Source organism: Bacillus sp. 05T21, from assembly GCF_056396785.1.
Genome location: NZ_JBFTMD010000008.1, coordinates 20,249 through 43,451 on the forward strand (window position 1 = coordinate 20,249; position 23,203 = coordinate 43,451).

Genomic DNA, 23,203 nt, shown 5'->3' on the forward strand with positions numbered 1-23,203 from the left:
TTCACCCTTTCTATTATATTGAACATACTTTTAAACCTACATTAAGCACTAGTTTTCATTGTAACCATACTTAATGGTTTGTAGCTTATCTTTATATCTTTTCTCAACTTCAACTGCTTCTAACGGTGTAATATCTTTAGGTAGCACTTTTAGTATAGAGTAATGGAAATGTAAATGAGCCTTGGCGTCCTGATTATGTTTACGTATAAGTTTGTTGTTCCCTCCATGTATCGTATGGACATACTCTTTCCATCTCCCAAGTAATCCATTCTTATTGTATGAAGAACCTATATAAAGTTTTCCGTTAGAACAGTCTGTTATTGCATATATAGCATTAATCGAACTTAAAGCTATGTGCCAATCCTTATATGTATCACCATTAGTAACCATTTCCTTTAATCCATTGTACATCAACGACACATTTTCAAATCCAGGAAAGTTGTATTGGTTTGTATCAGCTAGTTGTGTAATGGGTTTCTCATTGGTAGCCTTTTGCCAATACCTTATACCTTTTCCCCAATCTATAAATAGCTTGTTCTCATACTCACACAATGGATCGTTATTTATCTCAAACAAAGGATGCATAATGTTCTTATTATAGGGTTTTAATAAGAATTTAGCGCAATCTTTCGATAGATGATATGTTTCACCATGCTTTACTTCATATGATTTCAAGTATCTCGCTGTTGTACTTTTGTCGGCAGAAAACACTATAACTATATCGTATTTATCAAAGAAGCCTGGGTCTTGATGTTGGGTGTATTCGCGCAGAGAGCCTTCACCATAAGCCTTTACAAAGCGTTCATGATTTGTGGAGTGTCTTATTAATAAAGTCCTACTTAAGTCATAATTACATCGCTTCAATAAATCAGATAGGTAGAATCGAACCATAATATTTCTCCTTTTATGTATTTTTATATAAAACAGCTATTTCACACCTAATTATATATTCCATGCAAATATATTTGCTATAATCAATTGCTGCTTTACTTATCTGTATTAATATAAAATCATTGTAGAAGGGTTTAGAATATGCAAAACAAAATTTACATATATTGTTCACCTTAAAGGCATTAATGCTAACATTTTTTTATAATAGAAAGTACAAATTATAAAAGGTGCTTAATAAGGTCTTAAAAGCCTAAATGATATAATAAAACTACTAATTATCTTAGATGAATGGAGTAATTTAATGGAGCCAATTATTGTTAAACTTTCAACGGAATTTAATATCACGGCAAAAGATCTAAAAGATAAATTTAATGAGTATCAAGAAAATCATCAAACTGAAACTACTTTTCATAATTCAGAAGCTCCTCTGGTTTGGATTATTCGAGGATGTATTGAGTATTTTGACCAATTAGACAATGGGTTTTTAGGTATAGGAAATCAATCAGGCATTCCAGACATGCAAGCGGATCATTTTGTTAACAATCTATATCGACTAAATAATGCAATGAAATATCTAAAAAGATTATGGGATCTAAAAGAATATAAAATTCTTGATGAATTTAATATTCTTTTAGATATCAGAACACTTATTGTTCATTCAGGAGAGCAGCTTACAAAAATTGAATCTCTAGAGTTAAAGGGTTATAAAGATAGTCAACTTTGGAAAATTTTTGGTAACAAAGAAAATGATTCATTTACTCAACTTAGTTATTTCAACAATGAAAGCTTAGCTGAAATGGATTATTGTTTGGTAATAACGAGTGATAAACATGACAAATCTAAAAAGGACAATTTATCGACAGTTGATCATCACATACAAAACGAAAGCTATCTTGACCAAAGAATATATTTAAAAGCAGAACAAATCCGAAATATTGTGATGGCACAAATTGAGTATTTTATAACTAGTGCTGGCCAAGTAAAATCAGTTAAAACCCCTCGTAAATTTCCTCCTATCGAAGTAATAATAGACAAAGAAAATAATAAAATTAACTTCGATAAGATAGCTGAGTTAGTATCTAAAGATTTAAGAGGTGGGTATATTATTGAGGGTGGAATTGAGCATTGGAATGGGTTTGGCTTAAAAAGATTAATGGAATATACAAAAAACAGTTCAGATATCTCTTTAAAAGCACAGAATCTTATTTATAAGCGCATAGTTAACGTTATGACAAACTATTGGGAGAACTATCTAGATGCAAATATCCCCGGTGATGAGTTACCTGACTTGGACATAATGCAAATTTTTTCAGATTACACTCCAAATTTTGATAAAAAGAATTATCTAGAATGCGAAAAATTATTCACTAATATCGCTCCATATTTTAATACAAAAGACAGGAATGACTCTACGGATATCGGTTATTTAGCAATGTTTATTGATGAAATTAGCAGAGCTTTAAATATGAAATTTAATTTAGAACAAAGCGTAGATGGGTTTGTGTGCGATTATATTGTTCAATCTATTGAAAAAGCAGTTTAGTAATCCATCGCTTATCTTGGGGGGGGGAGTGTTGGCAGCACCCCGTTTTGAGAAGACTTCTTATAAGATATGCAACTAGACTAGTGTTTATTGGAGCGGCTAAACAAGGAGCAACAGAAGGGGAGTAATTTGCGAAAGAAGAAGTAATGCAATTTGCAGTATATATGCGAGAAAAGAGAGAGAGAAATCATCATTACATTAATGAAAAGGAGTGTACGAATTGGGATATTTCAACCCTGAATTGATGAAAAATAATCTAGACCAGGAAGAAGCAATACAAATTATAAAAAACTATATAAAGAGATTAGCAGAAACATATGAAGATAAAGAGTATGCAGCTGAAGTGATTGAACGTGTTTACAATGAGGATACTACTTGTGAGGATATTGACTTTATTTTAGATTGTAAAAAGCTAACATAAGGGTACCATTTCAAAAAAGAGATTTTTATAACAATATTCTGAGTTAATACTATTGGAGAAACAAAAGTAGGAGAAATGAAAAGGGAAAAAATGGACCAGCTCACAGGAGACATCCGTAAAAACTCGCCAAATATGAGTATGTAGTCAATGTATTCATCTCGAAACGTAAAAAAAGACACTATAGAAAGTGTCTTTTTTACGTTGACATGCTATGAAAGAAAATGTAGTGATTAATCATAATTTGTTGGATACCTCTTGGTTAATCCTAGTATAACATTAATGTAAGTATTTATAAATGTAATTTTACATATATTAAGATTTAATTACATTAGTAGATTCGTCTCACATATTATTAGGAAAATATATTTTTCTATATTTAAAACTAAGTTAGTATAATTTTAAACAAATAGACTACTATGTATACATAGTAGTTTTTTTTATAGTTATATATCGAAATTCAAATGATTGTAATAGATGAATTGATTGTAAAATATATACATTTATAGTGGGTTGTATTACTATTGTTATAAATATTGGAAATAGAGGGTGGTACATGTAAATGATTTAGATGAAATTTGAAACTTTCTATAGTAAGTTTATAGTTTTGGGAGAAGCAGAAAAAATTAAATTTTGGAGGTTAATTCACTATGTTAAAGAAAATGATGTTTATGTTAATGGCTCTAACTCTAGTTTTTGTCCCAACGCTCGCTTCAGCTGCAACTATTGAAGATGGAAAACAATATAAGGCTACACCTGAGGAGTTAGAAGCTCAAGTTAAAGAACTAGAATATATTTTTTCAGTACTTATGGTAAAAAATGAGGAAACAGGTAAGTACGTTCTTAATAAAGAAGAACTAGCGAAATCTTCATATAATAATGAAGAAAAAGCAGCTATTATTGCTGGTGTTTATGTAATGAATGATGATGAAATGCCATCTAATGTTTATTCAAGTAATGTTTGGGAAAGATGTTGGCAGGATGCATTAGGTATTGGCAAGTCATATTTTAATCAAATAAAATCGTATCTCAAAAAGGAAGATTACTGGGGAGCCTTGGGAGTGCTTTCATTGCTTGGCTTGTCCGTAAACCCAGTGGTACTATTTGGTTTTGCAGTAACTTGCGGACCAGCTCCGGCATCTATTTCACCTAATCCTCATGAATAATTAGCCTGATATCTTATAAGTAAATTTACTAAAATAAGAATCTCTTTTGTGCATCTATTAATGCAAAAGAGATTCTTTTATCTTTTTAATCAAGTATATTTGTTAAATATGAAAATATTAAGTATATTTTGTTGAAAAAAAGTGGATTTGAAGTAAGTTAAACTTTCATATGATATGCTTATTCTATACCAATAAATTTACAGTTGAGGAGTTGATCAGTTATTACTATTATAGAAAATATATATAATGCTTCTATATTATTAATGTTTTTATCTACTTTTAGTTTTTATCTGTATTTGCGAAAAATAAAAAGAGAAAGAAAGCTCACTGGTTTCGAACTTACAATGTTTATAATAACACAAGTTGGTTACATTCTTTGGGGAATCTATATTATTTATATAAATTTTGCATGATGTGTATTTAGAAATAATATGTTTAAAAATGAAGGGGTATCATCCGATATATATTTTGGATGATACTTTTTTGTTTTATGAACAAAAAGGCTATTGAAAAAGGGTCTGATATGAATATCAAACCCTTTTCACTATATGTAATTATTTCACTGCCTCTTTTAATTCTTTTCCAGCCTTAAAAGCAGGTGCTTTTGAAGCAGCGATTTGCATTTCTTCACCTGTTTGTGGGTTACGTCCTGTACGTGCAGATCTTTCACGTACTTCAAATGTACCAAATCCAAGAATCTGTACTTTCTCTTCATTTGCTAGCGCAGTTGTTATTGCATCTAATACAGCTTGTGTTGCTGCAGCTGCATCTTTTTGTGTAAGTTCTGCTTTTTCTGCTACTACTTTTGTTAATTCTGTCTTATTCATTTCCTGCACCTCTTTATATGTAATTAGGTGACTATTATAACTTGCTTAGTACCTTGATGCAATTAATAATATGGATAGAAAAAGCCCTAGAATGTGCTAGGGAACAATTCCTGTGTGATAGTAGTAAATTGCAATTAAAAAGGAAATAGATACACAATTTAGACTATCCTCTGTAGCTAATCCCTATTCTTTCTTAAGATTATTTAAAATATAATCTGTCAAATCACTACTATTTAATCCTTTTTGCTCTTTTAATTCATTCATTTCACTAATGAAAGCATTAGTAGAATTAGACTGAAAGAGTAATAATAGTGAAACTGCCTGGTCTAATAGTCTTGTTTTAGGTATATTTGTATCCTCTTTAAGTTTTTCTAATTTTTCATTCAAATCATTGGCTAATGTTGTAGAAAATTGTTTTCTATTAACCACTTTATACTGTTTCTTTTTAGTCATATTGAACACCCTTTAACTTTTTCATATTTATATAATAGCATTACTATTGAGTTTCTATCAATTTAATTAAACAACAATAAACTTCATGAAGTTTATTGTTGTTTAATTCCTATGCTTATTATATAATCAATATATAAAGTTTCTTTATCGTATGTGAACAATGATTAAACAAAAGGGGGGTGTTACCACGATGGGATTTTTAACTCTTATCATATCAATCTTTATCTTTTCTATAGTTACCCTAGCAACGATTATTGTTCTTCGGCTAATAACTAAGCAGTTTTATGCTCCAGACATAATCAGATTAACTGGAGCAATTATTTGTTTGATTTGTTCAGGAATTTTACTTATGTTTAAAGATAAATTTGAGCCTGCTTATAATAACTTGACTGCAATAATTGGACAATACACAGGGACCTCATTGAATATAATAATTTTATACTTATTAGGTTTTTTCTTGCTGATAGCTATTTTTAAAGCAATTAGAATATGAACATAAACTAATTAATTTAGGGGGATTTAAATGAATAATTTTAATGATTTGATTAATTTATTTTGGTCTTGTTTATGGATAGTGGGTTGTGTATCTACATTATTAATTACTTTGATATTAATGAAACGAATGGTTTTTGGTAAATCAACTTATAGAGGTTCTTCTAGCAGTAATAAGAATGCGATGAATGTTGCTTTGTTTTCATCGATTACAAGCAGTAGTGATGCTGGAAAAGATTAAAGAACTTAATTATATTTGAAATTATTGTTTTACTTCTTTGTCCAATTACAGTTTATCTGTTATTGAATCAGATCATGTTGTTGTTTTGTGCAAATAAAATAGTTATAGGAAGGACAAATTGTATTAATTTGTGTTTCTGTAGGTGTCCTAGTATTAGCTTATGGCGCAATATATTTTTCACATGAATTTGCGAATAGCTTTTTTGCTAAATTTGCAACAATCACTAATCAAAAATAGCAGTATAAAATGTGGCATCTAAAGAGTTTTAATTTTAGATAAGAATTATGTAATAAAAAAACTTTTTTTCGAAAGGATTTAGGATAAATTGACAGCTTTACCATACATAATGTTTATATTAATTATTCTAGTTATGTTTTCACTTGTTATTATCGGCACTGTTCCTTCAAATGTTGTAAAAATAACTGCAACAGTTGTAATGGTAGTAAGTTTTATAGGATTAGGGGTAGGCGGCTACTTTCAAACAATTGAACAGGATCAATCGGTTAAAAAAAAATATGAAAGGATAGCCTACAACGAAAAGAAACAAGAGGAACTGCTAGCAGAGAAGCTCAAATTACCTATTACAGATATTTTAATAGAACCAGTTTCAAAAACGGAATATTACAAAGTAACAACGAACACAGGGATTTATAAATTAGCTTACGCATATGATCCAAATGATAGGGTTATAGGTTTTAAGGAATTCAAGCAAATTGCATCCACAATAAACTAAGAAGGTAATTCTGAGCAGGCAAATCACAATTAATATTAAGGAAACAGAATGAAAAGTTAATGCATATAAACTCAACATCTGGCAAACTGGACCGGTGTTAACTATTTAAAAGGAGCTTATACATGTTAGAGACTCTTGAAATGAGAAAAAAGAAACACGAAATAAAAATACATAAATACAAAAATATACAAAGATACTACAATCCATTTTTGTGGGTAATCGCAATAATTTATTTTCTCTATTTCATGATCATTGATAATTCTCTTTCAATACATCTATTACTTTCTTTCATTATCGGTTTGACTCTTTGGAGCATAGGTCTAGCTATAAATTTAAAACTCATACATGAGCTAAAAGGAAAAGAAAAAATTTTAAATATAGAAACAATAAACGAAATGAAAAAAAATAAATATATGAGTCCAGGAAGAAAAGAACGTTATATCACAGATTATAACGCGACGAAAGATGAACTAGAAAAGATAATGATTTACGCTAAATTCATGTTAGAAGCTAAAGAAAGAGAAAACGAAATAAAAGATGATAATAGCAATTTAGATATATAATTGTAGTGAGAGGAGAATAAAAATATGTCGATAGAACAGTATATAAATCTTCGTAAAACAGGGAAAGAAATTGATGAAATTCAAAAACAATATCTGTTAAGTGAGGCTACGGTTTTAACTTTGGAACTAGGCTATAAATGTTATGAAAAAAATGTTTCGTTGGATAAAGCTATTAATCTTGTAGATAAAATTGTAGTATTAAACGCAAATGATACTAAGCATACATCATTCAGTCCATCTGTTCATATGTGATTTATAGCTAACATGAAGATTTATTAAAAGAATTGAATGATTTAGAAAAACAAATAAAAGGGTGGTATAACATGAAATCAACAGGTGTTACACGTAAAATAGATGAATTAGGGCGTATTGTTCTTCCGAAAGAGTTAAGAAGAACATTAGGAATTGCAGAAAAAGATCCTATAGAAATATTTGTTGACGGTGAGATGATAATATTACAAAAATACAAGTCATATGATGCTTGTACAATAACTGGTGATATTTCAGAAAAAAATATTTCATTAGGTAATGGACAAATTATTCTTAGTCCTGAAGGGGCTGAACTTTTAATTAAGGAGATTCAGCAACACTTAGTGAAGTAAGATCATTTTACTTAGCATTAAAACATTATTAAACCATATTAAAAGTGTTTCACGACACAATTTAATATGGTTTATTTAAAAGAGGGGAACACTATGAAGCGAAACAAGAAAATGCGAAAAAGAACTTTTCTTCAATTAACATTAATAGTTCTATATTTAATGGTTGTATTGAACATAATATTAAAAGCTGACGTTGGAACTCTCATACAAATGGCTGAAGAACAATCGTTCTTACTTCAGAAAATAATCCTGGTATTTGTCTTTATCGGAACTATATTTACATCTCTTTACTATATCACTCTTCATAAAGAACAAGCAGATGAGAGAAAAAAAGCAAAATCTTTATTAGCTATGTATATAATCGTTACATTTATGGCATTGTTTTCTAGTGACATAGCTAATTATATTAAAGATTTTATTTAACCTAATTATATATATTCATCCACAAAAAGAAAAAAGACATCTTTAACGATAAGATGTCTTTTTTTCTTCAACTTGAACCACCATAACTTTACTAACATTACTTTCACAATAACAAATATATCAGCAATCTTTCATATCACAATCATTCTAACATAATAAATCATATTTTTGTTATATATAAATTTAAATACAATAAAAATTCACAAGTTATCATAAAAAAACGAACATATTTTCGTAAAATAGGTTGAATATTAGGGGTGAGTAGGAATATAATAAGAACAAACGTTCTTATATTTTAGGGAGGAATCACAGTGTATGACTATTCAATCCTACCGAATAGGATCATCTTATGTGTTGATTTACGAAGTTTTTACGCTTCAGTAAGCTGCATCAAAATGGGATTAGACCCAATGCATACAAAATTGGCTGTAGTAGGTGATGTGAATAGAAATGGTTCAATCGTGCTAGCTGCAACCCCTCCATTAAAAGCATTGGGTGTAAAGAAGATGGCAAGATTATACGAGATTCCTCGTAGAAAAGACATTCTTGTGGTAAATCCAATTATGAGCACTTATATAAAATGCTCCAATTACATAACAAAATTAGCTTTGCAATACGTTCCTATTGAGGATTTTCACCAATACAGCATAGATGAATTTTTTATGGACATTACAGATAGCATCCATTTATTCGCCCAAGATCCATATGAATTCGCTATGAAATTTAAACGTGAAATATACGATCATACACGAGTTGAATGTACCATCGGAATTGCTCCTAACCCACTCATGAGTAAGGTTGCTTTAGACATTGATGCTAAGAAGAACAAAAACGGGATTGCATTTTGGAAGTACGAGGATGTACCTGCAAAACTATGGAGCATACGACCACTTAACAAATTTTGGGGCATATCATATAAAACTGAAGAAAAATTAAATCGTAAGGGAATACACTCTATTGGAGATTTAGCCAATTACCCTATTAAATACTTAAAACAGAGCTTCGGCAAGATTGGAGAAGAATTACACTTACATAGCCACGGAATTGACTTTAGTCGCATTTCAGAAAAATATGTTCCTGCCACAACTTCTATTGGAAAAAGCCAAATTCTAATGCGTGACTACACAATAGAAGAATTTCCGATTATTCTACTGGAACATATTGAAGAGGTTTGCTATCGGCTTAGAAGACAAAACAAACTTGCTCAAACCGTTCATTTTTCTGTCGGTTATAGCAAGAGTTATAACGGTGGTATTAGAAAAACACATACTTTAAGTCGTCCGACTAACTTAACAATGGATATTTATAAGATTTGTACATACTTTTTACATCAGCAATATACTGGCGAACCTATTCGCAGTATAAACATATCCTTAACAAACCTACTTCAAGAAGGGGAAGAACAAATTTCTCTTTTTGATAATGTCACGAAACGAGAACAAGAAGTGAAGTTAACAAAAGTAATGGATGAAATACGCACAAAGTTTGGGAAGAACAGTATTTTACGAGGGATTTCCTACACGCATAGCGCTACAGCTAGACACAGAAATACACTAATTGGAGGACATAAATCATGATTAACGCTAATATGCCAAAAGGAAGAGGAATGGTGAAATTCACTCCGTTTGCAGCAATGCCTGAACAGTTTGTTGGTATTCGTGAAATCATCAAGGAGAAAAACAAAGTAACTCGGCCGATCTTAACCGCTGAAGAAAAAGAACTGATCGAGAACATGTTGTTATGTTCCTTATTATCTGAAGAAGAAATACTAATTACATATTATGAAGATGGTTATTTACTCTCTAGCTATATGACTGTTGTTGGTATTGACCAGCAAAATAGTGCTGTCATATGTACCGATGCTTTTCGTAATAAGATGACACTACGATTTTCTAATATAATAGACGTAAAATAGAATAGATTTAAGTGATCAGATTTGAATTGTTATAAAGGAGTGTATAAAATGCAAGGGAATCAGCTAAGAAGGAATACAGCAAGAACAGTTATTCATAACGATATAAATAACTATCCCCATTTAAATATACCTATGATTATTAATGAAAAAAACGGAATGATTTACGAGGTTTTAAACGTTGGTTTTCATAATAATGATGCGGTAGGAATGATAACAACGGACGGTTTCGCTACAACTAGGATAAATACACCAATCGTATCAATAAAAAACAATGATGGTAGCATTCAAGCATGTCACCTACCTTTAGAATTGGAATATTGGGTACTTTCATGTATGCGTGCTGCTTCAACAGGAAAAAATCCGTTTCCATGTAAAGTTGCTTTTGGAATCATTGACACTAAATTTCATGTGGAATTCAGATGAAAAAGGAGCAATATTAGGACGCTCTACACCAATTCGTCCAACAACATCTTCCAATAGATGAAGAGCAGTATTTCAATTTATATATGATAGTATTACACTTAGTATGAGCCTTATATTTTATTATATTGTACTAATCATGGGGGTATGTATATGCGTAAATTGTTCAGTGGAAAACGTGTACTAGAAAGGGAAACAAACGAAGGTTCATCGTATTTTGTAGTACCAGAAGAGAAATTTCAGAAGTATGTGGTGCTATGGGGATATTTAATCCCACACGGAGTTTTCAATCAGCCTAATAAATGGGGAAATACGTATACGATCAACCCGTTGGATAGATATGTTTTAGTAACAGAATTCAATCCTGAAGAGTATGAATATATGATTTACGAAGAAACAAGGGTTGCTAGAGAATTGCATCAAATATTAGAGCCTTATGGAATAGATATTAATAATGAATTTGCAGAGTTCGTAAAGTTAAAAGAGATTCCAAAAGCAGCTATAAGCAAAGTGAAGGACTGTTTATTAGAAAAAGAGTGTATGAATGAGTATCCAGAAGACTTTCCAGTAGTAGACGGCTATGAATATATAATTGAGGGACAGAAAAAGAAACTTTTTGTTGAAACTGAAACTTATCATAATGATGACACACTATATGACCAAACAGGGAATTTTAATCATAGTTATATCATTGAAACTTATCGTAAGACAGTTACAAATGGATTTATTTATGTATTTAAAACGCATGACAATGAATGGTATCAATATTATGCAGCAGACGCTAGTAAAGACTGTTGGATAATGAAAGAAGTTTATGATGATGAGTTAGAAAATTTACCAATTTCATCTTATGAGCTAATTGAAACAGAGAAACGTGAGATTCCGGAAGAAGAATTAATGCCTAATATTAGCTGGAAAGAATTAAGAGATCCGAATAATGAATGTGATTTCTATTACTCTGATAAAATGTTTGCAATGAATTTCTTAGCAAATGAGGGAAGATATAATGTAGTAAACATTGACGGGGAATGGAAAAGATATAGTGAAATGGTCTTTAAAGGGGAAGAACCATTTTCTAAATGGGATGATTTAGTATTTATTGGGACGTCTACACAAGGGGCAATTGAAGGAAAGCAATTTACCCAAGAAGAAATGATGCAATTTGCAATATATATGCGAGAAAAGAGAGAGAAGTCATCATTGCATTAATGGGGTTCAGCCGAGATGCATGTAAAAATAGGTCAGAGAGTATTTGTAACATAAATATTTGTTTTTGATATGGTGACCCCTAAGTACCGAAAAGGAAACTACCAGGGCTATTTGAAATAGTAGACTTATTTAGGTGAAAGCCTAGTGTTAAATAGGGGTGATACAAAATACTCGGGGACATGCCTGACGGTAAGTATCAGAACAACTACTACTTATACGCTTGAAGTCTGTTCTCTTTTTGCGTATAGGTAGGGATTTCTGTGTCCAAAATCCTGAAAAACAAAGCCATCTAGTAAGCAAAAACCTAAGACCAAAGGTCAAGTAATTTTAAGAGATTTAAAAGAATTTTTATCACTAACGATGGATAGAGGAAAATTAAAGTAACTACCACTAACTAAGATAGAGAAGAAAAAGGGATTTATACGATACATAGAGTAAGAATCTATATAAGGATTTAAAGGGGAAATGAAAGATGACAATTAAACTAAAAGATGAGGATATTAAAAGGATTCATGAAGAACTAGAGGGGAAATGCCAAAAGTGTGGTCAAAGATGTGATAAAAGAGTAGTGAGTTTTATTACTGATACAATCATGGTTTGTCCTGATTGCAAAAATGGTGTAAAGCCTCCTGTGTTTAAAATAACTGAAGAGATGATTGCTAAAGTTAGTAAGATTAGTAAGTGGGGTGTTGGGGAAACTAAGCAATTTTTAGAGATACTTCCTCTTGCGGTTGCAATGGTCGATTACACAGAAAACACAAGAAGGTATTGGAACTGGGATAAGAGTAAGTACATCTATACTATTGAGACAGATCATGAAGGGAATTATATTTCTATTAAGTTTCATAAGGATTACTGGAGTAAGGGCAAGAAAAAGAAAAACAAGAAGTTTGTTTACATTAAGAAAAAGAAATATGTTGTTATTGGTCAAGATCCAATAAATGTGAAGAAAATTAAGATTAAGGACGAATTTAGAGAAAGTTTACCAAGAGAAGAAAAAATACAATCAAAGATTGATTACTATGAAAATAACAATGAATTTGAAAATGGTATTGTTGTGATAAATGAAAAACTTTCAAAAAATAAACCGCACACATTGATAGATGGATACACCACTTTTTTAGCTTCAAAACAGTTAAAATTAAAGACAGTTCCAGTTTTAATTGTTGAAGAAATAAACATGTAGGCATAAAGAAATCCCCTACCAATCATTAAGATCAGTAAGGGAAAGTAAACTTTTGAATAGAAGTTTACTTTCATTTTCATCAACATAAAAAACCACAACAATCGCTGTGGTTTTTCTTATTGTCAACCAAGACTATATTGTAAATGCTCATAGCATTATACGTTGGATTTCAATTGTAAGTTCCAATGTAAACTTTTACATATTAGTTTACTTTCAAACCCTTTAAAACATTGACTTCACACCAAATCCCCTGATATTCTCAAAATACACAACAAAAGTATACATTCAAAACACTGTAAATAAAACAGTTTGAACATCCATAAACAAAAAAGAAAAAGCTAGATCCATGCTAGCTTTTTTTACATAATTCCCGTTAGCTTACAAAGTTAAATCTAATCATCATAAGACCAAGTGTAAAAAATTGCAGCTATGCCATCACTCATAGCATGATCAAAACATTCAAGTGATTCTTTTAATTTATAATCTCCCTCATACTGCTTTCGATTTGCAATAAATTGATCTTCAATATTTGTTACTTCCCAGCCTTCATCGTTAATATAGTTACTCGCTTTAGTTAATGCTAAATTCACATCTATTGAATCAACCCAACAATTTATAAATGCACCTTCACAGTCATCTTTTTCTGGATTATCCGAACATGGTATAGCCTCAAACGTAAAATAATAAATTGTCATTATACCCTCCTACTAAACGTTTTCCTTCTCAGTTACCATAAATCTTGAAGTCGGTAGTCAATAAATCTTTAAAAATATCTCTTATTCATCTCTACTAGAAATTTTTTTGTGATGGGAAACCCAGAACTTTCTCCGATAACCGAATCAATTCCACAATGAGGACATTCTGCTGTATCTTCTTCCTTTTCCCACCAATCTGTTATTTCTTTAGGACTAAATACTTTTAAACAGTAGAAACAACCACATATAATATCCTTTTCTAAGAGTTTTCTATTATGAGAACAAAAACGATGTGCTTTCTCAAAATATTTTTCCAATGGTATCCCTCTTTTCGTGATTCTCTTCGATGCTTTACTTAGATTCTCCTTGGTATATCTTATACATATTCTGTTAACATAACGCATCATTATCAACAGTCAACGATGCATAAAATTTTCGTTATGGGGGGAATTAAAAATATTAGGTTGATGGGCATGTGGCTGTACCCCTATAAAGGAACGTCATATCCAGACTTATTCAACTAAAGGGTGCTAGTTAGTTCGAGAAGGATTAAACCGTGAATCATAGAATTAATTTAATAATCTCTAATGTTGGAAGGAGAAAAGAATGGAATTAGGATTAAAAAAAGATGAAGTAAAAGTAGTTCCATACACTGCTGATTGGGGTACAGAATTTTTAAAAGTAAAAAAGGAAATACACCAATGTACAGATATTAGTAAAAATCGTATTGAACATATCGGTAGTACAGCAATCAAAGATATGCTAGCAAAACCCATTTTGGACATATTAGTAGCAGTAGATGATTTATGTATATTAAATCCGTCCATTATAAAGGGGCTAAAGAGCATTGGATTCCTTCGTTTAAGAGTAGAAAGACCTAATGAAATTATATTTGCGAAATTTACAGATAACACTTATGAAAAAAAAACGCATTATATTCACCTTGTAGAATTTGAAAAAGAGCAATGGAAAAACTTAATTTTTTTTAGAGATTATTTAAATACAAATGAAAATGCACGTAAAGAATATATAAACATAAAATTGGATTATTTAAAGAGGCATTCTACGGGGATAAATGAATATACCGAACACAAGGAGAATTTTGTGAAAAGCATATTTAAAAAAAGAATAGATAACTAAGTTATTGAATTGCGTTTAAAATAAGCTGTTCAACATATTGTACATGACTAATATGTTAAACAGCTTATTTTCATGTTTTTTTTAATATTAGGTCTTGGGGTACCTCCACATGCCCATCAACCTAAGAAATTAAGTCGCCCCCAAAACAAAAAATCTCAATTCTTATCTGAAAAAAGATAAGAATTGAGATTTTTTGGGATACTTTCAATAATGAGTGGTTATGTCAACCTCACATGTATATATTATTCATCATTCTTTCTTCAAGTAACAAGATAAGATAGTTCAAAAAGTTATATTAAATCTGTTACAGTAATTTATAGAATACATAATTTGAGAAATGAGGGAAAACAATGAACAGAATTGAATTTATAAGAAAAGAAGAGAAAAAATATCACGACTATTGTTACGATAATTATAAACTGTTTGAAGAAGGTTCGTGGCTACATAAACCTGTAAAAACGGTAATAGATCTAATTCCATTGTTTGAAGGAAAAGACGATCTTAATGTGCTTGATTTAGGTTCTGGAGTGGGTAGAAATAGTATCCCATTGGCTCAAGCTATAAAAGAAAATGGCGGTACAGTTGTGTGTGTTGATGTATTAGACTCTGCTTTGCAAAAATTAAATCAATACAGTGAGGAATATGAAGTTCAAGAAGTAATTCAAACTGAAAAAGCTGATATAGGAAACTATGACATTAAGCCTAATAACTTCGACTTCATTGTTGCAGTTTCAAGTTTAGAACATGCCGAATCAGAAGAGGTATTTGGAAAAGTTGTTCAACGAATGGCAGACGGAACGAAGTACAACGGAATAAATTGTATCATTGTAAATTCTGAAGTTGAAGAAATTGATATGGATACCAATAAAAAATTGGATGCACTAATGGAGATAAACATTCCAACAGAAGAAATGATGAATATATTAAGACAAATATATGATGGTTGGGAAGCATTGAGTATCATAGTAAAACCGCTCGAATATAAAATTATTCGAAATGAAAAGTCTGTTTTATTAAAAACAAATGCAATCACATATGCTGTGAGAAAAAATAATCTATAAGGGGCCATCATACACTACTATCAATCTAAGATGAATTTATACTCATAATCCACAGAAAACGTTATTCTTTTTGTAGAAATATAAAGAAAGGATGGCGTTTTTGTATGAATCTATCGATTCAAGATGAGTTTCATTTGTTCGCTGAAGAACTACAGCGATATCTATCTCCACATATTCTTCAACAACTTGCACAAGAGACAGGTTTTGTAAAACGTAAAAGTAAGTATGGAGCACAAGATTTAGCTGCTTTATGTATCTGGATTAGTCAACAGGTAGCAAGTGATTCTCTTACTCGATTATGTAGTCAGCTTTATGCAAATACAGCTACACTTATGAGTCCAGAAGGACTTAATCGACGCTTTAACCGATGCGCTGTTTTATTTCTACAGGGGGTCCCGCCACATACCCATCAACCTAAGATTTTTAATTCCCCCCATAACGAAAATTTTATGCATCGTTGACTGTTGATAACGAGGGATTATGTGAACTAGAAGTGTATGGGATATTCATTTTCATTATCTTAAACATGAACTAATCGTTTATTCGGAAGGAAAATAAAGGTAAAATAATAGTGGTTACTTTTGAAGGAGGCGATGTGTTATGAAAACCAAAATCTTATTGGCCAGGGCACAATTATTAAAGGGGACAACGCATAATTAGCCCTATAACCTGCGTGATTCCCCACTAGACTTGGAGGATTTATGAGTAAAAAAAAGGAAAATACGAATCAATCAATTGTTACTTTGGACTCCGTTACATTCCAACTTCAAGAGCCACATAATTTTGATTGGCTAAAAGCTTTAGGAAATGTTTTTTGTGTATTTGACCAACAGGACTCTGGAAACATCTGTTTTGGTGTAGAGAAAGATAACAAAAAACAATTTGTAAAATATGCGGGTGCAAAGCCTTTGGACTTTTCAGGAAATCCGCAAGATGCAATCCTACGGTTATCACAGGCCATTCCTTTATATACAGCGTTGGCATATCCTCACTTAATAAAGTTAATGGATTATTTTTCTACAGCAAATGGTTATGCAGCTGTCTTTGAATGGATTGAGGGTGAGTGTTTACATTCGCATTGGTCTTTTGGCAGACGAGCAAAATACACCCATCCAGATTCGCCGTTCTATCGTTTCAGAAAACTCCCAATCGCAAAACGTTTAAATTCTTTAGATGTAATCTTTTCTTTTCACGAACATGTGGAGGCAAAAGGATACGTGGCAGTTGATTTCTATGATGGCAGTATCCTATATGACTTTTCCAAAGATAAGACAACAATCTGTGACATTGACTTCTTCCGAAAAGCTCCTTCGTCGAATGATATAGGAAAAGAATTCTGGGGAGCTACAAGATCGAAAGCCCCAGAAGAATTCATCCTACATGCCCCTATTGATGCCCGTACCAATGTTTTTACGATGGGAGCTATTGCTTTTGGCTTATTGGGGGGAGAAATGGATCATTCGTTTTCTAAATGGGAGGCTGAGGGCGCCTTATTTGAGGTTGCATTAAAGGCAGTGAATACAGACAGAAATTTACGATATGCAAGTGTAGCGGAATTTAAGAATCAATGGGATATTGCACGAACAAATTACTTGAACTCAATTTCCAAATAAGAAGCACATATAGGGGTACAGCCGCATCGCTATCAAGCTAAGATAAATTTGTATCCATATAATCAAAAAAACGCTATTCTTTTTGTAGAAATATACAGAAAGGATGGCGTTTTGTATGACTCTATCGATTCAAGATGAGTTTCATTTATTCGCTGAAGAACTACAGAGATATCTATCTCCAAGTATCCTTCAACAGCTCGCACAGGAGACGGGTTTCGTAAAACGTAAAAGTAAGTATGGCGCACGAGATTTGGTTGCTTTATGTATTTGGATTAGTCAACACGTAGCAAGTGATTCTCTTACTCGATTATGTAGTCAGCTTTATGCAAATACAGCTACACTCATGAGTCCAGAAGGACTGAATCAACGCTTTAATCCAGGAGCTGTTACATTTCTTCGAGAAGTCTTTACTTCTCTTCTCACACAAAAACTCTGTTCAAATCACTCACTTTCTGCACATATAATCTCTACTTTCAATCGTATCCGTATTCTAGATGCAACAGTGTTTCAACTACCTGATCAATTCGCCACTGACTATCAAGGTTCAGGTGGGAGTAGTAATAAGGCAGGCGTGAAAATCCAATTGGAATATGATTTACTTAGTGGTCAATTCCTTAACGTGCAGCTTGGACCAGGAAAGAATAATGATAAAACATATGGTACTATCTGTCTTGAAACCGTAGAAGCAAGCGATTTGTGTTTACGTGATCTTGGTTACTTCGATTTAGGAGATTTACAAACTATTCATGATAAAGAGGCTTACTATATTTCACGGTTGAAGTTGAATACACGCATTTATATCAAGAACCCTGAACCAGAATACTTCAATAATGGTACGTTAAAAAAGCAAACTGAATACATCCAGCTTGATATGACACAAATGATGTCTGGTCTAATCCCCGGTGAAACGATGGAAATCCCCGAGGCATACATTGGCCAAAATCAGAAACTTCCAGCACGTGTCATTATCCATCGTTTAACCGATGACCAAACGCAAACACGTCTGAAAAACCAAGCGATACGTGAAAAGAAGAAAGGCATTGTCATGAAGGAGAAAAGTAAACGTTTAATGGGCATGAATGTATATATCACGAATACGTCGCTAGAAGAAGTACCGACGAACTACGTGCATTCATTATATTCACTTCGTTGGCAGATTGGCGTGTCCAGATAAGGACACATTATCTAGTTGGTGAAAGTCCAATCGGGAGAATAGACTCCACTCCCGTAGCCTGAGAGGCGCCATGAAGTGAAAACGACACGGCGAAGCCCTCTGACATCACATGCAAAAGGCATGTGGGCAAATCTCCAGGTTGTAACGTACAGTGAACGTAGACGTAGCCTCGTTACACGCAATTCCGGTGGCTGAGACGGTCGATAACGTGCGAAAGCAGCAAGAACTGACCGAAACGAGTCTGGAACGGCAGTTCTCACCGGCGGGGTATCAGCGGCGACATGGAGAGAAAGATAATGTGGAAACTGGAGAAGCCCTCGACACCCGATGAAGAAACCTCATCGAGGAGACCGTCTCTATAACCGCGATCGGGAAGTGAGAACGGTAGGTGTCAGGGTGGCGGAACGGATCGTAGTACCAGAGATCTGCGTGCAGCAAAACGCGTGGGGAGGGAAGGGTCCGAACCTGTAAATATTTCGTACGACCAAAGGAGGCAAGGGTGCCATGATAAAAACACCTATTACTTTGCAGGAACTAAGGCGACGAATCTATCAAAAGGCGAAGTCTGAACCTACGCATCGGTTTTGGGGACTATTTTCCCACATTACCAAACTAACAACCCTTCATGAAGCATATCAGCAAGCGAGGAAAAACAACGGTGCCCCAGGCATCGACGGGAAAAGTTTCGCTGATATAGAGCTAGAGGGAGTTATGCCGTTTTTAAAGAATATCCAAGCAGAACTACAGGCTGGAACATATCAACCACAAGCTAATCGTAAAGTAGAAATCCCAAAAGCAAACGGAAAAATGCGGACACTACAAATCCCGTGTATACGGGACCGCGTGGTCCAAGGAGCGCTAAAACTCATATTGGAAGCCATCTTTGAAGCTGATTTCTGCCCAAATTCCTACGGATTCCGACCAAAACGCTCCCCACATCAAGCACTGGCAGAAGTGCGACGTAGCATATTGCGCCGGATGACTGTAGTAATCGATGTTGACTTGTCACGCTACTTTGATACAATTCGACACCACATACTTTTGGAGAAAATTGCAAAGCGTGTCCAAGATTCGCAAGTTATGCATCTTGTAAAACAGGTAATCAAGGTGACAGGAAAGATTGGTGTCCCGCAAGGGGGACCATTTTCTCCCCTAGCCGCAAACATCTACCTCAATGAAGTAGATTGGACATTTGATGCCATTCGAAGTAAGACAACAGAAAACCATTACGAGGCTGTAAACTATCACCGTTTTGCTGATGATATAGTTATCACTGTAAGCGGACACTCTAGTAAACGTGGATGGGCTGAATTGGCATTGCGACGACTGTGGGAACAATTAAAGCCTTTGGGAGTTGAACTGAATCTGGAGAAAACCCGAGTGGTTAATGTTTTAAAAGGAGAATCCTTCGGATTCCTAGGATTTGATTTGAGGCGAGTACTTAATCGAAATAAGAGTAGATACTTTGTTCTTATTACCCCGAAGAAGAAAGCCTGTACGAAAGTGAAAGCAAAAATCCGAGAATTAATCAGAAACGCAGGCGCCAAGCCTGCACAAGATTTAGTAAAACAAATCAATACTGTACTGATTGGATGGGTGAATTACTTCCGGGTTGGGAATTCTAGTCGAGCTTTTAGTAAAGTACGGGACTATACAGAGATGAAAGTCCGTACGTTATTGACGAGAAGGAAACGGCGACAAAAGCGTAGCATTGGATGGCAGAGATGGAGTAATGAATATCTCTATGGTGTACTAGGACTCTATTGGGACTGGAAAGTTCGTCCTCTCGAAAGCTCAGGGAGATATTGATAAAAGTGTCTGCCATCTGATAGGTCTCATAACCCTTTTGATGAAGTTTATGGGGTGAGCTGCTTGAGGGAAAACTTCACGAGCAGTTCTTATGGGGAGGGGCTGGAGACGGGTCATAACTGATACCGCGCCAGTTCTTTACCCGACAAATTTTGTTTAAAACGTGGAAGTCATTCTTTGAAATTGATGAGTGTCAAAATATAAAAAGAGAACGCCTAGAGTGCCATTTATATGGACAACTCATTGGCATTCTCCTCTGTTCTTCTACGATGTTTCAAATGCGTCAGTTTCTGCTTGAAAAGAAAAAGCAGGAGCTGAGTGAATACAAAGCGATTTATATGATTAAGGATTACTTTCCGTTACTGTTTCAAGCGATAGCTGTTGGCACAGAAGAACTTTTAAAAATTCTGCATCGCCTTTATCAAATGCTCAAAAAGAACGGTCGTAAATGTCATAGACATAAGAAGATGACCGTCTTTGATATTCTAGGGATTGTGTATAAAACGACGGTGAAGCATAGACAAGCTGCCTAGCGAAAAAATCGCGTTTTAATAGGCTTATTTAGCATGCCTACTTTTTTATCAATTGCTAGTTTTGAAACAAGGATCATTTCGCACCTAGTAAATTACTTGGTTAGCTTGATGGCGATGGGGTCCCGCCAACCAAATGACATAAAACCCACGCTAAGACATTTTATGGAAGATAAAAAGCCGATTTCCTGTACGCTAAGGAAATTGGCTTTTTGCTCAGTTAGTTGTTTGAAGTATTGCTAACCAGATAATATACTACAAAGATTACTGAAAGCTAGGATTTTAAATTTTCTTCATTCAGAGCATATAATTCTGGTAATATAAATTTACCATCTTTCCTAATTAATTTATTATCAAACCAAATTTCCCCACCACCATAGTCTGGCCTTTGGATGCTCACTAAATCCCAATGAATTGCTGATTTGTTTCCATTATCTGCGCCATTTAAAGAATCTCCAATTGCTAAATGAAAGCTGCCATTTATCTTTTCATCAAATAGGGTATTATTTATTGGATGTAATATATATGGATTAAATGCTAATGCAAATTCACCAATATATCTTGAGCCTTCATCAGTATCAAGTATTTGATTGATTCGCTCCGAATCGTTTGCATGAGCTTCTATGATTTTACCATTCTCAATTTTTAGTGAGATATTATCGAATGAAAATCCTTGATTCACAGAAGAAGTATTAAACGTGACAATCCCATTTACAGAGTCTCTTATAGGAGCTGTATAGATCTCACCATCAGGAATATTATCAATGCCATCACCTTTTAAAACTCCGACTCCTTTAATTGAAAAGCTAAGTTCCGTTCCATTTCCGTTGATTTTTACCTTATCCGTTTTTTCCATTAATGCTTTCAACGGATCCATCGCTTTAGACATCTTCTTGTAATCTAACGTACAAACATTATAGTAAAAATCTTCATAAGCTTCTGCGCTCATCTTAGCCTCTTGTGCAGCAGAAGGATTAGGAATCCTAGTCGTAACCCATCTTGTTTTATAAACGGCTTCACTTTGCGCTTTACCGAAGAATGTTTGATATAATTTCATTTTATCAGAAGGTACATCTGCTAATTCATACGCATTTCGCGGGCTTCTTAGATTAATATAGACTTGCATCTTGCTTAGACGATAGCATTCCCAATCTGCGAACATTTTAAACTGTTCTTCTGAACCTGATAGAATCATTTGACGTGTAACAGCCACATCACGCATTGATACATGTGCGTGACCACCAGCTTCTCCAACAGCCTTTACAATTGCTTGTACGACTAAACGGTCAACCTCTGTGACGCTTTGGATTAACACATGATCTCCAGGTTGAACTTTTGTAGAATGATTAACTAATACATCTGCTAATTTTGATAAACGACTATCCATAAATAAAAAACCCCTTCTTTTTACTTAGTATAAATGGCAGTTAATTTATTTAACATTTATGGAAATAAAAACTGACATATTCTTTAGTAATATTCTACTTATTACTAGAGTCCTCCTTTCCTCAATATCATGTTATATAAAAGGTCATGAGTTTTTTGTTCTGGGATTCCTTTTTGTAATATACGAATCCATCGTAACAAAAACGACCGTTTTTGTTACGTTTTGTATTTAAAAATATGAAATATCCTAAGCATTGAACTTGCTGTAACAAAATACTGTATCAAAAATAATTCGTAACATTACTAGTAAAGCACCTTTTTGTTACACCGAAATCTGATAATGGAAATAAAATACAGCTTATGACCCATTTTTACACGTATCTCGGCTGAACCCCATAATAGTTATCTTTTAGTACGTAACGAGAAACGAAAGTATATGTATAATATTTAATAAAGTAAAATTGATAAATGTAATCGTTTGTTAGAACAGATTATCGTTTCATGTCTGTTCTTTTTTGCGTGATGCTGGAGAAATATATTCCTCCAGTATTTACCGTTTTATGACAAAAAATATTGTTAACTTTTTTTAAAATAAGGTTAAATTCGATGACAACTTTTTTGAAAAGCACTTTATTGACATGAGTTTTAGAATGTTGTTTCATAGTCATTGTATTGAAAAAAAACGGCTATCATGTCGAAAAGTAAAAGTTAAA

General features: G+C 33.2%; 25 protein-coding genes and 3 pseudogenes. 22 read left to right on the forward strand and 6 right to left on the reverse strand.

The features are described 5' to 3' along the window. Positions 1–48 precede the first annotated feature (48 nt). Positions 49–891 carry a GIY-YIG nuclease family protein gene (locus AC1DKZ_RS16175; RefSeq protein WP_215591720.1) on the reverse strand — a complete coding sequence of 281 codons (843 nt, stop codon included), beginning with the start codon at positions 889–891 and terminating at the stop codon, positions 49–51. Between the two features lie 301 nt (positions 892–1,192). Here AC1DKZ_RS16175 and AC1DKZ_RS16180 point away from each other — a divergent pair, with 301 nt between their 5' ends. The 3 genes from AC1DKZ_RS16180 (at position 1,193) to AC1DKZ_RS16190 (ending at position 4,018) form a co-directional block, all read left to right on the forward strand. After that, the gene (locus AC1DKZ_RS16180) at positions 1,193–2,434 is read left to right on the forward strand and encodes a hypothetical protein (RefSeq protein ID WP_215591722.1); all 1,242 of its coding nucleotides are present in this window, start codon (positions 1,193–1,195) and stop codon (positions 2,432–2,434) included. 220 nt (positions 2,435–2,654) lie between these two features. Further along, positions 2,655–2,855, forward strand: a complete 201-nt coding sequence (locus tag AC1DKZ_RS16185) for a hypothetical protein (RefSeq protein WP_215592039.1) — start codon at positions 2,655–2,657, stop codon at positions 2,853–2,855. Positions 2,856–3,502: 647 nt separating this feature from the next. Then, the gene (locus tag AC1DKZ_RS16190; protein WP_016097172.1) at positions 3,503–4,018 is read left to right on the forward strand and encodes a hypothetical protein; all 516 of its coding nucleotides are present in this window, start codon (positions 3,503–3,505) and stop codon (positions 4,016–4,018) included. Positions 4,019–4,572: 554 nt separating this feature from the next. On the opposite strand, the gene AC1DKZ_RS16195 is transcribed toward AC1DKZ_RS16190, so the two are convergent. Both AC1DKZ_RS16195 and AC1DKZ_RS16200 read right to left on the reverse strand, forming a co-directional pair. Next, complete coding sequence (locus AC1DKZ_RS16195) at positions 4,573–4,845, reverse strand: HU family DNA-binding protein (protein WP_476996586.1); 273 nt, start codon at positions 4,843–4,845, stop codon at positions 4,573–4,575. Positions 4,846–5,028: 183 nt separating this feature from the next. Further along, on the reverse strand, positions 5,029–5,298 hold the full coding sequence (locus AC1DKZ_RS16200) for a ribbon-helix-helix domain-containing protein (RefSeq protein ID WP_476996587.1): 270 nt from the start codon (positions 5,296–5,298) through the stop codon (positions 5,029–5,031). Between the two features lie 190 nt (positions 5,299–5,488). On the opposite strand from AC1DKZ_RS16200, the gene AC1DKZ_RS16205 reads away from it, so the two are divergent. The 12 genes from AC1DKZ_RS16205 to AC1DKZ_RS16260 all read left to right on the forward strand — a co-directional run bounded on the left by AC1DKZ_RS16205 (position 5,489) and on the right by AC1DKZ_RS16260 (position 13,082). Beyond that, a complete protein-coding gene (locus AC1DKZ_RS16205; RefSeq protein WP_476996588.1) occupies positions 5,489–5,791 on the forward strand; it encodes a hypothetical protein in 303 nt (100 codons plus the stop codon). Positions 5,792–5,821: 30 nt separating this feature from the next. Beyond that, positions 5,822–6,031, forward strand: a complete 210-nt coding sequence (locus tag AC1DKZ_RS16210) for a hypothetical protein (RefSeq protein WP_476996589.1) — start codon at positions 5,822–5,824, stop codon at positions 6,029–6,031. Positions 6,032–6,356: 325 nt separating this feature from the next. Next, a complete protein-coding gene (locus AC1DKZ_RS16215) occupies positions 6,357–6,764 on the forward strand; it encodes a hypothetical protein (protein WP_476996590.1) in 408 nt (135 codons plus the stop codon). A gap of 122 nt (positions 6,765–6,886) precedes the next feature. After that, positions 6,887–7,327 (forward strand): hypothetical protein, encoded by a 441-nt coding sequence (locus AC1DKZ_RS16220; RefSeq protein WP_476996591.1) that lies wholly within the window; start codon positions 6,887–6,889, stop codon positions 7,325–7,327. Between the two features lie 24 nt (positions 7,328–7,351). Continuing rightward, positions 7,352–7,579, forward strand: a complete 228-nt coding sequence (locus AC1DKZ_RS16225) for a hypothetical protein (protein ID WP_476996592.1) — start codon at positions 7,352–7,354, stop codon at positions 7,577–7,579. Positions 7,580–7,650: 71 nt separating this feature from the next. Beyond that, positions 7,651–7,929: an AbrB/MazE/SpoVT family DNA-binding domain-containing protein gene (locus AC1DKZ_RS16230; RefSeq protein ID WP_476996593.1), complete on the forward strand. Its 279-nt coding sequence runs from the start codon at positions 7,651–7,653 to the stop codon at positions 7,927–7,929. Positions 7,930–8,022: 93 nt separating this feature from the next. After that, complete coding sequence (locus AC1DKZ_RS16235) at positions 8,023–8,352, forward strand: hypothetical protein (RefSeq protein WP_476996594.1); 330 nt, start codon at positions 8,023–8,025, stop codon at positions 8,350–8,352. Positions 8,353–8,663: 311 nt separating this feature from the next. Further along, complete coding sequence (locus tag AC1DKZ_RS16240) at positions 8,664–9,929, forward strand: Y-family DNA polymerase (RefSeq protein WP_476996595.1); 1,266 nt, start codon at positions 8,664–8,666, stop codon at positions 9,927–9,929. Beyond that, on the forward strand, positions 9,926–10,267 hold the full coding sequence (locus tag AC1DKZ_RS16245; protein ID WP_002166977.1) for a YolD-like family protein: 342 nt from the start codon (positions 9,926–9,928) through the stop codon (positions 10,265–10,267). The genes AC1DKZ_RS16240 and AC1DKZ_RS16245 overlap by 4 nt, the downstream gene beginning before the upstream one ends. A gap of 48 nt (positions 10,268–10,315) precedes the next feature. Further along, positions 10,316–10,690, forward strand: coding sequence for a hypothetical protein (locus AC1DKZ_RS16250; protein ID WP_476996596.1), 375 nt, complete (start codon positions 10,316–10,318; stop codon positions 10,688–10,690). A gap of 150 nt (positions 10,691–10,840) precedes the next feature. Beyond that, the gene (locus AC1DKZ_RS16255; RefSeq protein WP_476996597.1) at positions 10,841–11,896 is read left to right on the forward strand and encodes a hypothetical protein; all 1,056 of its coding nucleotides are present in this window, start codon (positions 10,841–10,843) and stop codon (positions 11,894–11,896) included. Between the two features lie 472 nt (positions 11,897–12,368). Then, positions 12,369–13,082, forward strand: coding sequence for a hypothetical protein (locus AC1DKZ_RS16260; protein WP_476996598.1), 714 nt, complete (start codon positions 12,369–12,371; stop codon positions 13,080–13,082). A 392-nt stretch (positions 13,083–13,474) separates the two neighbouring features. Here the strand turns inward: AC1DKZ_RS16260 and AC1DKZ_RS16265 are convergent, their stop codons facing one another. Together AC1DKZ_RS16265 and AC1DKZ_RS16270 are read right to left on the reverse strand one after the other, a co-directional pair. Beyond that, a complete protein-coding gene (locus AC1DKZ_RS16265) occupies positions 13,475–13,777 on the reverse strand; it encodes a hypothetical protein (RefSeq protein WP_305456881.1) in 303 nt (100 codons plus the stop codon). Positions 13,778–13,845: 68 nt separating this feature from the next. Then, a complete protein-coding gene (locus AC1DKZ_RS16270) occupies positions 13,846–14,094 on the reverse strand; it encodes a cytoplasmic protein (protein ID WP_305456879.1) in 249 nt (82 codons plus the stop codon). Between the two features lie 289 nt (positions 14,095–14,383). On the opposite strand from AC1DKZ_RS16270, the gene AC1DKZ_RS16275 reads away from it, so the two are divergent. The 7 genes and pseudogenes from AC1DKZ_RS16275 to AC1DKZ_RS16305 form a co-directional block, all read left to right on the forward strand. Beyond that, a complete protein-coding gene (locus AC1DKZ_RS16275) occupies positions 14,384–14,917 on the forward strand; it encodes a GrpB family protein (RefSeq protein WP_476996599.1) in 534 nt (177 codons plus the stop codon). 350 nt (positions 14,918–15,267) lie between these two features. Continuing rightward, the gene (locus AC1DKZ_RS16280; protein ID WP_476996600.1) at positions 15,268–15,978 is read left to right on the forward strand and encodes a class I SAM-dependent methyltransferase; all 711 of its coding nucleotides are present in this window, start codon (positions 15,268–15,270) and stop codon (positions 15,976–15,978) included. Between the two features lie 104 nt (positions 15,979–16,082). Then, a pseudogene (locus tag AC1DKZ_RS16285) lies at positions 16,083–16,373 on the forward strand (IS4 family transposase); the annotation flags it as partial. Between the two features lie 306 nt (positions 16,374–16,679). Then, positions 16,680–17,591 (forward strand): serine/threonine protein kinase, encoded by a 912-nt coding sequence (locus AC1DKZ_RS16290; protein WP_476996601.1) that lies wholly within the window; start codon positions 16,680–16,682, stop codon positions 17,589–17,591. A 115-nt stretch (positions 17,592–17,706) separates the two neighbouring features. Beyond that, positions 17,707–18,756: pseudogene (locus AC1DKZ_RS16295) on the forward strand (IS4 family transposase); the annotation flags it as partial. 513 nt (positions 18,757–19,269) lie between these two features. Next, on the forward strand, positions 19,270–20,574 hold the full coding sequence (gene ltrA / locus AC1DKZ_RS16300) for a group II intron reverse transcriptase/maturase (protein WP_476996602.1): 1,305 nt from the start codon (positions 19,270–19,272) through the stop codon (positions 20,572–20,574). 146 nt (positions 20,575–20,720) lie between these two features. Next, positions 20,721–21,107, forward strand: a pseudogene (locus AC1DKZ_RS16305) (IS4 family transposase); the annotation flags it as partial. 271 nt (positions 21,108–21,378) lie between these two features. Here AC1DKZ_RS16305 and AC1DKZ_RS16310 read toward each other — a convergent pair. After that, complete coding sequence (locus tag AC1DKZ_RS16310) at positions 21,379–22,491, reverse strand: aminopeptidase (protein ID WP_446892341.1); 1,113 nt, start codon at positions 22,489–22,491, stop codon at positions 21,379–21,381. Positions 22,492–23,203: the final 712 nt, after the last annotated feature.

What these genes read in the sequence shown, in the direction of transcription:
- AC1DKZ_RS16280 (WP_476996600.1), top strand. Translation starts at nt 15,268, where the DNA reads ATGAACAGAATTGAATTTATAAGAAAAGAAGAGAAAAAATATCACGAC.
- AC1DKZ_RS16175 (WP_215591720.1), bottom strand. Translation starts at nt 891, where the DNA reads ATGGTTCGATTCTACCTATCTGATTTATTGAAGCGATGTAATTATGAC.
- AC1DKZ_RS16235 (WP_476996594.1), top strand. Translation starts at nt 8,023, where the DNA reads ATGAAGCGAAACAAGAAAATGCGAAAAAGAACTTTTCTTCAATTAACA.
- AC1DKZ_RS16260 (WP_476996598.1), top strand. Translation starts at nt 12,369, where the DNA reads ATGACAATTAAACTAAAAGATGAGGATATTAAAAGGATTCATGAAGAA.
- AC1DKZ_RS16220 (WP_476996591.1), top strand. Translation starts at nt 6,887, where the DNA reads ATGTTAGAGACTCTTGAAATGAGAAAAAAGAAACACGAAATAAAAATA.
- AC1DKZ_RS16180 (WP_215591722.1), top strand. Translation starts at nt 1,193, where the DNA reads ATGGAGCCAATTATTGTTAAACTTTCAACGGAATTTAATATCACGGCA.
- AC1DKZ_RS16265 (WP_305456881.1), bottom strand. Translation starts at nt 13,777, where the DNA reads ATGACAATTTATTATTTTACGTTTGAGGCTATACCATGTTCGGATAAT.
- AC1DKZ_RS16290 (WP_476996601.1), top strand. Translation starts at nt 16,680, where the DNA reads ATGAGTAAAAAAAAGGAAAATACGAATCAATCAATTGTTACTTTGGAC.
- AC1DKZ_RS16225 (WP_476996592.1), top strand. Translation starts at nt 7,352, where the DNA reads ATGTCGATAGAACAGTATATAAATCTTCGTAAAACAGGGAAAGAAATT.
- AC1DKZ_RS16245 (WP_002166977.1), top strand. Translation starts at nt 9,926, where the DNA reads ATGATTAACGCTAATATGCCAAAAGGAAGAGGAATGGTGAAATTCACT.
- AC1DKZ_RS16275 (WP_476996599.1), top strand. Translation starts at nt 14,384, where the DNA reads ATGGAATTAGGATTAAAAAAAGATGAAGTAAAAGTAGTTCCATACACT.
- AC1DKZ_RS16195 (WP_476996586.1), bottom strand. Translation starts at nt 4,845, where the DNA reads ATGAATAAGACAGAATTAACAAAAGTAGTAGCAGAAAAAGCAGAACTT.
- AC1DKZ_RS16210 (WP_476996589.1), top strand. Translation starts at nt 5,822, where the DNA reads ATGAATAATTTTAATGATTTGATTAATTTATTTTGGTCTTGTTTATGG.
- AC1DKZ_RS16250 (WP_476996596.1), top strand. Translation starts at nt 10,316, where the DNA reads ATGCAAGGGAATCAGCTAAGAAGGAATACAGCAAGAACAGTTATTCAT.
- ltrA (WP_476996602.1), top strand. Translation starts at nt 19,270, where the DNA reads ATGATAAAAACACCTATTACTTTGCAGGAACTAAGGCGACGAATCTAT.
- AC1DKZ_RS16230 (WP_476996593.1), top strand. Translation starts at nt 7,651, where the DNA reads ATGAAATCAACAGGTGTTACACGTAAAATAGATGAATTAGGGCGTATT.
- AC1DKZ_RS16205 (WP_476996588.1), top strand. Translation starts at nt 5,489, where the DNA reads ATGGGATTTTTAACTCTTATCATATCAATCTTTATCTTTTCTATAGTT.
- AC1DKZ_RS16200 (WP_476996587.1), bottom strand. Translation starts at nt 5,298, where the DNA reads ATGACTAAAAAGAAACAGTATAAAGTGGTTAATAGAAAACAATTTTCT.
- AC1DKZ_RS16190 (WP_016097172.1), top strand. Translation starts at nt 3,503, where the DNA reads ATGTTAAAGAAAATGATGTTTATGTTAATGGCTCTAACTCTAGTTTTT.
- AC1DKZ_RS16310 (WP_446892341.1), bottom strand. Translation starts at nt 22,491, where the DNA reads ATGGATAGTCGTTTATCAAAATTAGCAGATGTATTAGTTAATCATTCT.
- AC1DKZ_RS16255 (WP_476996597.1), top strand. Translation starts at nt 10,841, where the DNA reads ATGCGTAAATTGTTCAGTGGAAAACGTGTACTAGAAAGGGAAACAAAC.